Annotated in this window: 17 protein-coding genes; 4 read left to right on the plus strand and 13 right to left on the minus strand. The window is 40.6% G+C overall.

Annotated features, from left to right (window positions below; genetic code table 11):
* Position 1 precedes the first annotated feature (1 nt).
* The 12 genes from afpA to MZHIL_RS08940 form a co-directional block, all read right to left on the minus strand.
* On the minus strand, positions 2 to 544 hold the full coding sequence (afpA, locus tag MZHIL_RS08885) for an archaeoflavoprotein AfpA (protein ID WP_013899039.1): 543 nt from the start codon (positions 542 to 544) through the stop codon (positions 2 to 4).
* Between the two features lie 17 nt (positions 545 to 561).
* Complete coding sequence (gene rbr, locus MZHIL_RS08890; RefSeq protein ID WP_013899040.1) at positions 562 to 1,137, minus strand: rubrerythrin; 576 nt, start codon at positions 1,135 to 1,137, stop codon at positions 562 to 564.
* Positions 1,138 to 1,185: 48 nt separating this feature from the next.
* Positions 1,186 to 1,884 (minus strand): ferredoxin--NADP reductase, encoded by a 699-nt coding sequence (locus tag MZHIL_RS08895; protein ID WP_013899041.1) that lies wholly within the window; start codon positions 1,882 to 1,884, stop codon positions 1,186 to 1,188.
* A 14-nt stretch (positions 1,885 to 1,898) separates the two neighbouring features.
* Positions 1,899 to 2,519, minus strand: coding sequence for a flavodoxin family protein (locus MZHIL_RS08900; protein ID WP_013899042.1), 621 nt, complete (start codon positions 2,517 to 2,519; stop codon positions 1,899 to 1,901).
* Between the two features lie 56 nt (positions 2,520 to 2,575).
* Positions 2,576 to 3,919 carry a multiheme c-type cytochrome gene (locus MZHIL_RS08905; RefSeq protein ID WP_172633401.1) on the minus strand — a complete coding sequence of 448 codons (1,344 nt, stop codon included), beginning with the start codon at positions 3,917 to 3,919 and terminating at the stop codon, positions 2,576 to 2,578.
* A 149-nt stretch (positions 3,920 to 4,068) separates the two neighbouring features.
* Positions 4,069 to 4,425 carry a carboxymuconolactone decarboxylase family protein gene (locus tag MZHIL_RS08910; RefSeq protein WP_013899044.1) on the minus strand — a complete coding sequence of 119 codons (357 nt, stop codon included), beginning with the start codon at positions 4,423 to 4,425 and terminating at the stop codon, positions 4,069 to 4,071.
* Positions 4,426 to 4,481: 56 nt separating this feature from the next.
* Positions 4,482 to 4,700, minus strand: a complete 219-nt coding sequence (locus MZHIL_RS08915; RefSeq protein ID WP_013899045.1) for a DUF2180 family protein — start codon at positions 4,698 to 4,700, stop codon at positions 4,482 to 4,484.
* Between the two features lie 17 nt (positions 4,701 to 4,717).
* Positions 4,718 to 4,951 carry a DUF2180 family protein gene (locus MZHIL_RS08920; protein WP_048815705.1) on the minus strand — a complete coding sequence of 78 codons (234 nt, stop codon included), beginning with the start codon at positions 4,949 to 4,951 and terminating at the stop codon, positions 4,718 to 4,720.
* Positions 4,952 to 4,989: 38 nt separating this feature from the next.
* Positions 4,990 to 5,103, minus strand: a complete 114-nt coding sequence (locus MZHIL_RS08925) for a desulfoferrodoxin FeS4 iron-binding domain-containing protein (RefSeq protein WP_013899047.1) — start codon at positions 5,101 to 5,103, stop codon at positions 4,990 to 4,992.
* Positions 5,104 to 5,228: 125 nt separating this feature from the next.
* Entirely contained in the window at positions 5,229 to 5,423 is a 195-nt protein-coding gene (locus tag MZHIL_RS08930; protein WP_013899048.1) for a nucleoside/nucleotide kinase family protein, read from the minus strand.
* Positions 5,424 to 5,557: 134 nt separating this feature from the next.
* On the minus strand, positions 5,558 to 6,415 hold the full coding sequence (locus tag MZHIL_RS08935; protein ID WP_013899049.1) for a DUF5803 family protein: 858 nt from the start codon (positions 6,413 to 6,415) through the stop codon (positions 5,558 to 5,560).
* Positions 6,416 to 6,423: 8 nt separating this feature from the next.
* Entirely contained in the window at positions 6,424 to 8,352 is a 1,929-nt protein-coding gene (locus tag MZHIL_RS08940; RefSeq protein WP_013899050.1) for a sodium:solute symporter family protein, read from the minus strand.
* 220 nt (positions 8,353 to 8,572) lie between these two features.
* On the opposite strand from MZHIL_RS08940, the gene MZHIL_RS08945 reads away from it, so the two are divergent.
* The 4 genes from MZHIL_RS08945 to MZHIL_RS08960 all read left to right on the plus strand — a co-directional run bounded on the left by MZHIL_RS08945 (position 8,573) and on the right by MZHIL_RS08960 (position 11,591).
* Complete coding sequence (locus tag MZHIL_RS08945) at positions 8,573 to 9,472, plus strand: substrate-binding domain-containing protein (RefSeq protein ID WP_013899051.1); 900 nt, start codon at positions 8,573 to 8,575, stop codon at positions 9,470 to 9,472.
* A 27-nt stretch (positions 9,473 to 9,499) separates the two neighbouring features.
* Complete coding sequence (locus tag MZHIL_RS08950) at positions 9,500 to 10,204, plus strand: ABC transporter permease (RefSeq protein ID WP_013899052.1); 705 nt, start codon at positions 9,500 to 9,502, stop codon at positions 10,202 to 10,204.
* Positions 10,197 to 10,943, plus strand: coding sequence for an ABC transporter ATP-binding protein (locus tag MZHIL_RS08955; RefSeq protein WP_013899053.1), 747 nt, complete (start codon positions 10,197 to 10,199; stop codon positions 10,941 to 10,943). The genes MZHIL_RS08950 and MZHIL_RS08955 overlap by 8 nt, the downstream gene beginning before the upstream one ends.
* Before the next feature lie 90 nt (positions 10,944 to 11,033).
* Positions 11,034 to 11,591, plus strand: coding sequence for a TOBE domain-containing protein (locus MZHIL_RS08960; RefSeq protein WP_013899054.1), 558 nt, complete (start codon positions 11,034 to 11,036; stop codon positions 11,589 to 11,591).
* Here the strand turns inward: MZHIL_RS08960 and MZHIL_RS08965 are convergent.
* The gene (locus tag MZHIL_RS08965) at positions 11,583 to 12,653 is read right to left on the minus strand and encodes a COG1361 S-layer family protein (protein ID WP_013899055.1); all 1,071 of its coding nucleotides are present in this window, start codon (positions 12,651 to 12,653) and stop codon (positions 11,583 to 11,585) included. The genes MZHIL_RS08960 and MZHIL_RS08965 overlap by 9 nt on opposite strands.
* Between the last annotated feature and the right edge of the window lie 2 nt (positions 12,654 to 12,655).

A 12,655-nucleotide genomic window follows, 5' to 3' on the forward strand; every position in this document is an offset into this window, starting at 1 on the left:
ATTATTTTTTCAGTCCAAGAATATTGTATATCTCGTCAGGATCTTTGAGGACTGTAATATTTTCCATCTCTTTTAATGCTTCAGAATTTTTCACATCGACTTCTCTCATTTTGAGGTCCATTTCCCTGCCACTTGGTGCGTAGGTCTTCACAGTTCCTCTTACCTGATCCACTGGAAGTATGTATATAGGTGTGTCACCCTTTGCAGTCTGTGCTACAACATTGGTAACCAGAGTATCTGCAATTCCATGTACTATTTTTGCCACAGAATTTGCTGTTGCAGGGGCCACAAGCAGCATATCATAGTGACCTACCTGTAGTGGACCTGCAATAAATGGTGAATTTGGGCCAGCATCGGTCTTGAAATTTGGAAAATCCCTCTGGATGTCATCCCACATTCTGTACCATTTCATCACAGTTTCTCCTTCTTTAGAGAGAAATACCATTATCTCAATATTGGTCTGTTTCTTGATATCGACCAGTATCTCATATGTCTCGCGTATCAGGTCACCTGATCCTGTAATTCCCCATGCTATTCGTTTCAACTCAATTACTCCTTTTGTTAATAATTTCTGGTCCAGAGTTCAAAGTGAGATATTGGATGTGCACATGCCGGACATTCATCAGGTGCTTCTTTACCTTCATGTATATATCCGCAGTTTCTGCATTTCCACCTGACTTCTTTATCCTTTTTGAAAACGGATCCATTATCTATATTTTCAGCCAGTGCACGGAATCTGTCCTCATGACCGATCTCTGCAACAGCAATTTTTCTAAAGACCTCTGCAATTTCTGAAAATCCCTCATTCTCTGCAATTTCAGCAAACTTTGGATACATCTGAGAGTGTTCGTATTTTTCTCCCTCTGCAGCAGCTATAAGATTTTTCTTTGTATCTGAGATCACGCCTGCAGGAAAAGCTCCGTCTATTTTAACTTCTCCACCTTCGAGGAATTTGAAAAGCCTTTTTGCATGCTCCTTTTCATTATCGGCAGTTTCCTGGAAGAAAGAGGCTATCTGTTCATAACCTGCCTTTTTTGCAACAGATGCAAAATATGTATATCTGTTTCGTGCCTGGGATTCCCCGGCAAAGGCTGTCAGAAGGTTCTTTTCAGTTTGTGTTCCCTTAATTGATCCCATAAAATTCACCACATAGTAATTGATATTTAAATATTTGATATTTACTGTTCAATATCCTGTAAATGATTCCTTTTTTATCTTATTTGAAGCAACATCCATGTTCTTCAAAAGACTGGCAATGGATTTTACCATGGGTGGTGGACCGCATATGTAAAAGACACGTTCTTTATAGTCTGGTATCTTATCAGATATCATGGATTCACTTATACGACCCTGGCATCCTTCCCATTCTTCATCAGGTCTGGTAAGGGTTTCAATGAATGTGAGATTGGGGTTTATTGTTTCCATCTCCCTGAGTTCCCGGCGAAATATGCAATCATTCTCATTTTTATAACTGCTGATGAGAACTATGCTGGTATCAAGACTTTTGTCAGTGCAGTATTTGCAGATACTGATCATTGGAGTAATTCCAATACCTCCACTCAGCAATCCGATTTTTTTGTACTTGTCTTCGAAAACCAGTTTTCCATAGGGTCCTTCAATAACTGCCTTATCTCCGATATCCATTTGTTCAAGCGCATTTGAAAATTCATGGCCTGTAAGCTTTTTTGTAAACTCTATGTATTCTGTATCTGTAGGGCTGCTTGATAGGGTAAATGGCTTCCTGGCTCTTTTCCCGTTGATCTCAAGTTCGATTGTGATATACTGACCAGGTTTGTAGCTGAACTCAGATGGTCTTGGAAACCTGAAACTCTTGACGTCAGCACTTCTGTATATTATCTCAATGACTCTCTCTTCAAATTTCAACCCGGTAACCTCTCTTATTCCTTCATCATAAAATGCCTGGTAATCTCGATCATTCTGTCAATGGTTCGATACATGCTCCTTAGACCCTCTTTGTCCTCGGATACACCTTCTGCACCTTTATCCTTTGACCAGAATGTTGCTCCAAGATTTGATCCAAAAGACCCACCGGAGACCGGGATCATTTCATTGATGACATAGAAATTGTGCATTGCCTGTATTGCAGGTTCCTGTCCCCCTACCCGATCTCCTCCAGTGGCCACTCCTATTCCAATTTTGTTCTTGAACTGTTTTGGATTGCGGGCAACGACCGCACGACATCTGTCCATGATAGCTTTGGTCTGTCCGCTCAGTGTTCCCTGGTATACCGGTGTGCCTATTATCCATGCATCTGCCCATATCATCTTATCGTACAGTTCCACAAGGTCATCCTTAAAGACACACCCAATCTTTTTACGAATACAATAATCACAGTGAATGCAGAAATTTATATTTTTACCACTTGCAGAAAAATAATCGGTTGATACTGAATATTTCTCTTCTGCATACCTTAGTCCTTCATTAACGACATAATCAGTTGCCTTTTTTCTGGGACTTCCGGAAATTCCCAGAACCCTGATCTTTTTTTCAGATCCCATTTTGTTTTCTCCGTATTTTCTATTATCTTCATGATTAGATCATGTTTTTACATAAATTATCTGTTTCTGTTTGACCTAAAATATGCTGCTATACCTATTATAATGGCCACAGCAATAAACCCGATTCCAGGAAGAGGCTCATCCGGAATCTGTTCTTCCCGGGGTATATCTGGAGAAAAAATAAGATGTGTTTTTTCGGTCATTGTTATCACAGGCACCTCATAGGTACCTTCACCGAAGAGATAATCTATTTTTTCCTGGGAAGCTGATCTGTAGTTCAATCTTGCATCAACTGTCAGCCCAAAGGAAACATTTTCAGGAATCTCAAAGATATGCTCTTCATAGACAGTCCCTTCAGTTGGAATTCGCTGATCTGAAAGAACACCTTCAGCCCTCCAGAAATATGTTGTGGGTTCTCCATCTTCATCCTCCCATACTATGTTGTATATATAAGTACCCGGATCAATATCCCCATTTTCATCAACTGTTCCATAGCTGTAGATAACATTTCCTTCTCTGTCAATTACCCTAACAGTTGTCCAGACCTCTCTGATATCTGCAACTCCTGTGGGAATGGTGTGGCCTGCACCGGTATTTGTTATGGATATATTGGCAATTATAGTATCTGTTACTCTGGCGGTCTCTGGAGCATGGATATCAATCGTTGCAGCATGCTGCAGATTCTCAATTGCCCTGTCTCGGTGTGTGGTTGAGCCCATTATATCGGTTATGAAGGCATTTGCTCCTACAAAATAATGGATAGATACATGTTCTCTGGGTGGTGTATTTCCGGTCACTCTACCGGGATTTGCCTGAAACTGTGTAATTCCGGGCGTCATGTGGCAATCCTGGCATTGTGTGCCTTCAATAGCATAGGTGCTGTTTTTCCATTGCAGGTACGTGTCATCAATTACCAGATCACGGGTTGGATGAATAACATAATGGCATCCTCCACATATTTCAGATCTTGTCTGCAGTTCAAGATATTCAGATTCATGTGCAGGTGTTTCTACTGGATCCTGAATTGAACCCCATTTAGTATCTCCTGGAGTTACAATATAAGGCGCATTTCCAACTCCCACCATTCCTGATACACTGTGGCAGAAATCACAGTGTACTCCTCTAACTGATACTTCAGAAAGTGTACGATGTTCAAATTCTCCAGTAAGTACCCCAACAGGTGTATGACACTGGGCACAGTATTGGTCTGTAAGGCCATCAGTATCATGGCTTGCAATTTCAAATTCTTTTAGATAGAATGGATCTGTCTGAGCATATGAATGCATACTCCCGCTCCACTGGCTATGCAATACTCCATGACAGGTTGAACAGTGGCCAGGTCTGTCAAATTGTTCAGCACTCAATTCTGAAGGCTGTGTGGGTGTGCCGGCATTGGTCATACCTGCAGGTATTAATATGCTCAGCAGTAGAAATGCTGCCATAATCCATATCGATCTGATATCTCCACCCCCTCAAAAACTGAACTGGAATGGCCAGGTCTCCCATCTGGCCAGATCCCTGAAAAAATAAATATATTCTTATTATAGGATTACTCTTTGAGCAATTTGAGTGCATTCCTGCATGCAGCAACGGCTGGAGCACCTGATGTTATGAAGATGACCTCCATGGTTTCCATGATTTCTTCCTTTGTTGCACCTGCAGTGAGTGCGCTTTTCATCTGGGCTACTGTACATGCTTCACACTGCTTGGATGCAACAACTGCAAGAGCCATCAATCGTTTAGTTTTTGCAGGAAGTGCTCCATCTGAGAGTAATTTCTGATCACACCTATTGTATTTCTGGAGAAATTCAGGATCTACCTCTTCAAGGACCTTGAGTATATGTGGTGTAAACCCCATTTTTCCGCCCATACTATCCAGAAGTTCATCTTTGTCTTTGTGCATCATTTTATAATCCTCTTTCATCTGTATTCTATTATAATATAAGGTTATTAATTTTCATTTCAGTCAAATGCATCTACCATTATCTGATCCACACAATCTCTGCAGAGGAAACGAGGGAGGGGAATCTTGCATTCCTTGTACTCAGGATATTTTCCGGCTGATACCGGGAGCTCTATTACTTTCACATGATCCATACAAAGCCCCATTCCACATACGATACATACCGCAACTGCTTCTGTATCTTTGTTCTCTTCAAGACACTTGTAACATTTCATCATGAATAACACCTGTGAACTTAAGTGCGTACCTCGCAGACATTTTCCACGAGCGCTTCATGACAGGATTTGCATACTATTCTGTCAATATGCTCTATGTCCTTTCCTTCAAGATGTACACTATACTCCTTGAATCCAATAATTGGAATCTCTTCTCTTATTAGATGTTCACTACAAACACCTCTCCCACAGATAATGCATATTCCTGCAGAATCAGTGTCTTTTCCCATTTTTGCACAATCGTAACATTTCATTCTATCACCGGAATAAAGATCAATAACTAACCTGAAAATCATTTTATCAATTTCATATCTTCCCCGCAGCAGACAAGGATTCCACCGCCTACTTTAGTAACTTCTACTTCATTCCCACATATCTCGCAAACATATTGGTCACCTACCTTCATTAATCCACCTCCCTCCAGATTTAAGATCTATCAAATAAAATTTGTAATTTCCAGGATAAATATGTACTGGTAGACCATTGTAAAAAAGCAATATTTATTCTGGAAATACAGGTAACGATTAGTTCTTATTTGCTTTGAACTGCAACAAGTGACATTCCAAGCTTATCTTCCAGGTCATTGATCTTTTTTAGCTGGCTATCTGTTAGTTCAGCGGCTTTGACCATATCAGAGAATGCCAGTAATGTAATACCCATTTCCTTTTCAAGGTCTGTAATTTCTTTTATATTCTCTTCACTGAGTTTTGAAAAGCTCCATACCATCTTAATTCACCCCTTTACTGAATTTATGAGCCCCTATCGCCTGACTGGAAATTGTTTCCAGTGGACTAAAATAATATTGGTTTTAATGTTATATATACATTAAGAAATACTCCATCAATGCCCGTACCCATCTTTTACTTATCCTTGCCATTTATCTGGTAATCCATATCTTCTTTCATTTTTTTGATCTTTTTCCGGTTACGGTAATAATTAACAATAATGATCATTGCTCCAAATATAAGAATCAGTGTACTGTAAGTGAGTATAGATGGAGCAGATCTTGAATAGTATCCTACTGAAATAAACTCCCGGGAGTTTTCAGGATCATGGTCTAGTCTGTGCCATATAATTACATCTCTTCCATTCTCATCCTGAAACCTTTCATCGGGATCTGGCCTGGGATATCCAAGAACCCGGTTTCCGGTGGTGTATTTTTCTGGAATAACAACACGTACAATTTCAGGAGAAGTAAGTGTATACATGAAGTCCTGCTGACCCTGATCAAAAAGTGTGTATGCAACAAATCCTGTAACCGGTTCTTCAAAATCCAGATATATGTGCTCCCTTCCTCTTCTGATTTCTTCTGATACGGTATATTCAGTGGCTTTTAATTCGTTGATTTCGGAATCTTTTGCAAATCGGCTGAATGTGTCTACAGTAGGTTCAGTTGTATTTGATGGGGCAGCCAGTATAACAATATCTCCGATAGTATCCCCACTGCTTCTTATTAGCCGTTCCATTGGTATGATTTCTATTCTGCTGGTGCTTATCACCATGTGAACGATTCTGACAGTATCATTATCTGTGAGATATATACTGGTGGTGTTCTGTACTGTTCCAGGTTCAATGGTCTCATCTATGAAAATTTCAAATTCATATATGCCAGGGTCTGGGATCTCCGGATCTTCAACAGGCACCAGATCATCAATGCATCCGGCAATAAGGGCTGTAAGAACCATTATTGCCAGTATGCATACGGTTTTCAATCTCATTTCAAATCTTACTCAGCTTTCTTGAGATCAACGATTACTCCCATCTCATGGAGTGCTTCCTGTACTTCCCTGAAAGCTATATATATCTCCTTTCTTTGAGAATCTATCAATTCTACAGGCGGCTCTGATGCAAACCATATTTCTTTCTGGGTATTACCACGGGTTACCTTGATGCACGCAAGCATATCTGAATTTATCAGCCTGTAGATCGAATCTGAACCACCTGGAGTAACCCATACAGGATGGGCACTTTTAAGCTCATCACTAAATCTTGTCCAGTTGACCGTGGCTGATGTAGTAATTTCCAGGTCCATATGTGCACGCTCTCCGACTCTTTTTTCACGTAACAGTTTAAGATAATCATTATATTCAGTACTTGACTCATCAACTGATCTTACCTCTTCTCTAACAAGTTCCTGTGCAGCTTCTTTGAAGAAAGGTGCAAGGTTGACATTATCCGAAGGTTTTGTCATAATAGATACCAGGAAGAATGCTGTCCCACTAAGTGCCATACTGAGAATTACTCCATGCCCCATCAGTGCAGGATGTATTGCTTCAAGGTATGGAACACCCATGACCGGTTCTTTTATACTGTCAAGTATGGTAAATCCGATCTGGAGTGTAGCACCAATGATAATTCCAGCTATGGCACCCTCTGTTGTGGCACGTTTCCAGTATATTCCTCCCATCAGAGGGAAGAAATAGGATGCACTGGCAATAAAGGTTGCAATGTGGATGGCATGGATGATACTTTCAATAAAAAATGATGTGATCGTGGCAGCTATCACGATCAGAAGAACGCTCATCCTGTTGATTACCATCATTTCCTTCATTGTTGCATCAGGTTTTATGAACCTCTGATAAATATCCCGGGACAGGCATGATGCGCCTGAAGTTGCAAATGTATCTGCACATGACATGGCCGCTGCAGCAAGTCCAATAGCTGCAAGGGCGATAACAAACGGTGAGAATATACCTGATATGAACTCAAGAAGGGCAGGTTCTGCCTGAGCCATTCCTGCAGGATATCCAAGTTCCGCGATTGAAGGGTATATTGAATTGAGTCCAAGCGCTATGAAAGCACATGCTCCAAATACAATCGCAACAAGCAGTGATCCACTCACCATACCGATTTTTGCAGACCTTGCATCTTTTGCGGCCCAGATCTTCTGCCAGGGGTCCTGTTCAGTTATCCATCCTGGAATGATGGCAAGCACAAATATCAGCACCATTGGCAGGCCTATAGAAAAGGGATTCCACCAGTCAGATGACACACTGCCTGCTGCGTGAGAGAGACTTAGAGCTGAAACATCAAACAAAGTTTCAGCACCGTTTGCAGCTCCGGTAATAATTACTGCCATCAGTATAACAAATGTTGAAAGGAACATGAACTGGAGAGCATCTGTCCAGACCACTGCATGCAGTCCGCCAAGTGTCACATAAGCTGATACTGCCAGTGCAACGATCAGTGCAGCATATACCGGACTTAGACCAAACAGGACCTCAAGCACAAGGGCAAATCCCTTGATATCAGCAACTGCAAACAGTATCATCACAATAGTTATTATAATTGCAATGGGTGCCCTTATCTTGCTGCTGTACCTGTGCTCCAGCAGTTCTGGCTGGGTAATTGATGGCAGACTCTTTATTTTTGAGACAAATACAGCAATTATCAGAAGGGCCAGTATGTTTGGTGCAACAAAACCCCAGACTGACCCCATTCCAAGCAGCATGTAGAATCCGATCACTGAAAGAATGGCGCCTGCAGTCAGCCATGAAGCTGCAGCTGAGAACCCTATCCCAACTGCATGTACATCACGCCCTGCAAGCCAGAAATCCGTAAGGCTTCTCTGTCTTTTCGTAAAATACAATCCAATAGATATGAGTATTAATATGTATGCTGATAATAATATCAGAAAAATCTGGTAACTTTCCATGGTAAATCCTTCTGTTTTTATTTATTGAATAATATTTGTTCAATGAATTTCTGCTTAATGTAATTGTTTATTTGATTGGTATAGTGCTATTTTATCTTTTCCGAAGTATAGTTAACTCCGTAGTCTTCCATATTTTAGATATAATCAAAATTGTTATATATTGTTATGTTTTATCGAACATATCGGTTAAAATATTAATTTATATTTGGAGGTACAATACATGAAGAAAAATTTAGCTATTTTAGCAATTTTGGTTGTTGCTGTTCTTGGTGGCCTGTTCCTGATGCTCAGTGATTCAAATGATGAGTCTACTATCAGGCTTGCTACGACCACAAGTACCGAAGATTCTGGATTACTCAATGAACTGTTACCTGTTTTTGAACAGGAGACTGGCTATAAGGTTCAGGTCATAGCAATGGGAACCGGACAGGCCATAGAAACTGCCCGTAGAGGAGATGCAGATATCCTGCTGGCTCATGCAACCGATCTGGAGAAACAGTTTGTTGAGGATGGATACGGTGCTTATAGATACTCAGTTATGTATAACGATTTCATCCTGGCTGGACCTGCAAATGATCCTGCAAATGTTGAATCTGCAGATTCTCTGGAAGAAGCTCTAAGGTCAATTGAAGATCACAAAAGTCTGTTCAATTCCAGAGGAGATGATTCAGGTACACATATCAAGGAGCAAAGTCTCTGGAATGAAGCAGGAGTTGATATACCTCAGAGAGAGTGGTACAATTCCCTTGGTCAGGGGATGGGAGAAACGCTTATAACATCAAATGAGATGGGAGCCTACACTCTGGCAGACAGGGGTACATATCTTTCAATGAGCAAAAATATACCTAACCTGAAAATTGTTTTTGAAGGAGATGAAAGGATGTTCAATCCTTACGGAATAATCCCTGTAAGTCCTGAAAGGTTCGATAATGTAAATTATGAGGGTGCAAGTGCACTGGCAGATTTCTTCATCAGGGATGATGTACAGGAAATGATTGGGGAGTTTGGAAAAGATGAATTTGGACAACCTCTGTTTTTCCCTGATGCAAACCCCGAAGAAGCCAATGACTATAGAAGTGAAGGAAAGATTTTAAATGAAGAGACTGTAGCAGCATTCTGAATAAATTATTGCCGTGTGGAAATATTTATGGAAAATATACTATCAGGGGCAGGTGAAGCATTAAATCTTCTTGCTTCAATGGATCCCTATGTTATGGGTATTATTGCAGTATCACTACAGGTATCTGGTACCGCACTGATAATTGCAGCACTGATTGGGATTCCACTTGGAGCTTTTATGGGTTTGACTAACTTTCCAGGAAAGCCCCTGATAGTTGCTTTACTATATACAGGAATGGGCTTCCCTCCCGTGGTCATTGGTCTTTTTGTATTCATACTTTTATCATCAAGTGGATCACTTGGGTCTTTTGGGTGGCTGTTTACTCCATATGCCATGATCATGGCACAATCAATTATCTCATTTCCCCTGGTTGCAGGTTTTACTATGACAGCAGTAATGGGAGTTGACAGGAACCTCATCCGCCAGCTAAGATCATTGGGTGCAACTAAGACCCAGGCTACAATAGCAACTTTGCGAGAAGCTAGACTGGGAGTCCTTGTATCTATTATTGCAGGCTTTGGAGCAATCATATCTGAAGTTGGAGCTGTCATGCTTGTTGGAGGAAACATTGAAGGTGCTACGCGTGTACTGACAACTGCAATAGTTCTGGAGACACGAAAAGGAAATTTTGGTGTAGCTATAGCTTTTGGAATAATACTTTTAACAATTGCATTTATTGTTAACTTTGCTATGCTTCGGTTGCAGAATAAGGAGCTAAGAGGTAATGGATAACATCGATTTTGTCTATAAAATGAAAAATATTTCTAAAAAATATGATACTAAAACCGTATTACAAATAGAGGACCTTGCTATCAGAGAAGGTGAGATATTTTGCCTTGTTGGTCCCAGTGGAGCAGGTAAAAGTACCCTTTTGAGAATAATGAACTTTATTGAAACAACTGATACCGGAGAAATATTTTTTCTGGGGCATAAATACACACCCGGACAAACTCCACAATTAAAGGTCACAAGAGAAGTCACTACGGTTTTTCAGAGATCTGCTCTGATGACAACCTCTGTTTGGAATAATGTAATTTATCCCCTGAAAATCCGGGGAAGAGCAATCTCTTCAACAGAAACTGAGAGAATCAAACAAATACTGGATGACCTGGGCCTAGCAGATTTAATCAAACAGAGAGCTGATAAACTATCTGGAGGAGAGGCCCAGAGAGTGGCTCTGGCAAGAGCAATTGTTTTCAATCCTTCAGTATTGCTACTGGATGAGCCAACTGCCAATCTTGACCCTGCAAATGTAGATATAATTGAAAAAATCATTTCTAAGTATGTCCAGGAGAGAAAAGCCTGTATTGTTATGGTTACGCACAATATATTCCAGGCAAGACGTCTGGCAGATAGGATTGCCCTTATGCATAAGGGAAAAATGATTGAGATTAAGGAAAAGGATGATTTTTTTGAAAATCCCGAAGAAAAAATAACTCAGGATTTTCTCTCTGGACGTCTTGTGTTTTGATATGATGTATCTTAAGATAGATATATTATTAAAAAAATAGATAGGACTAAACTCAAGATATTTGGTATTAAAAACTCGTAGTTGATTTTAATGGACGCAAAGACAAAGGTATGGCTTAACAGAAATGGCAAACCCATCATGGGAGAGGGGAAAGCCAGACTTCTTCAGGCCATTGATGAAGAAGGATCACTTAACAAGGCCTGTAAAAGGACGAACATTTCCTATAAGCATGCATGGAATATGATCCGAAGCATTGAGGATAATAGTGGTGAAAAAGTTGTTACTACAGTCAGAGGGGGAAAAAATCAGGGTACCTTTCTGACCGAATGTGCCAGAAAACTGCTCAATGAATATGAATCATGTAAGAATATGGCTCATGAAACAGTAGAAGACGATACTTTCTGGGAAGGGGTGGGTCTCAGGATCACTGCCAGAAATCAGATTCCTGGAGAGGTGATAGAGATTGACAGTGGGGATGTCATTTCCAAGGTCAAAATCGCAATAGATCCGTCTCTGATAACGTCTGTGGTTACACGGGAAGCTGTGGATAAACTGGATATTAAAAAAGGAGATAAGGTGTATGCTGTTATTAAATCAACTGAAGTGATGCTGGCCAAAGAAGTTAAAGACAGTAGACCTTCAATCTGATCCACCGCTTCCTTTTCTATAAGCCAGGTAAGCGATCATCCCTGCAATAATGATTGCGACAGCTACACCTATAGCTATGTATGTATCTCTCATAGGCTCAGGAGGCAATACCTCAGTACGCACCCTTATTATATCTGTGATCCGATCATGACCATCAGTATCCTGATACCGTATCTGGCTTGTTATAGAATACATCTTAGGTATAGCAGTATCTAAAACATCCAGCCTGAACACTGCTACCTCGCTCTGCCCAGGTTCAAGGAGTCCAAGATATGCCTGGTCATCTGTGGTGCTGAAAGGATCAGCCACCGTGATTCTTACTATAGAATCCCTAGCAGGCATTTCACCTGTATTTTTGTAGGTTACATAAAGAAGTCCGTCATCGCCTGCATACAATTCACTTCTGACATCTGTTACTTCGAATTTTGCCTCATCTTTAACTTTCAAAGGCAGGGTTACATTCTGGCTCCTGACCTCATACCAGATTCCTATTTCCATATTTGTGACTCCAAGATCAGTTTCATCATCTCCGCTGACCTGTACATTTTCCTGATATCCATATAGTATGTTCAATACAAGGGGGTATGTACCTGAAGCTGCATTTTTGGTAACTTCAATATCAAATTCAAGAGGATTTGAGGTTTGCTCACCTGATCTGAGTGTCCCTGCCTCCTGAGGTCCTGATCTTACCTTTATTTCAGGGTGGGGTGAGGCAAGGATAGCTACAATTCCTATTGCTGTGGTACGCTGTGCTTCATATTGCATCTCCGTTTGCTGCAATTTTATGTCAAGATCACTTGATCTTGCATCTATATCTGACCTGAAACCTGTAATTACACCTTTGTTCATGAGATTGATATCAACCGTTGCTCTGTCTCCTCTTGAAAACTCGTTGTTTCCAACAATACTGGCAGAGACATCAGGGTAACCAAAAGTTGTGTAATAATTTTCCCCAAAATCAAAGTGCTGGGGCGGCTGGGCAACTGCTGGAATAGTACAGATTATAAAAAGGAATATAATTGTTACTCCCACAAATGCTTTCGTAATGTATGACCTGTTCATGA

The organism is Methanosalsum zhilinae DSM 4017 (assembly GCF_000217995.1).
GTDB lineage: Archaea > Halobacteriota > Methanosarcinia > Methanosarcinales > Methanosarcinaceae > Methanosalsum > Methanosalsum zhilinae.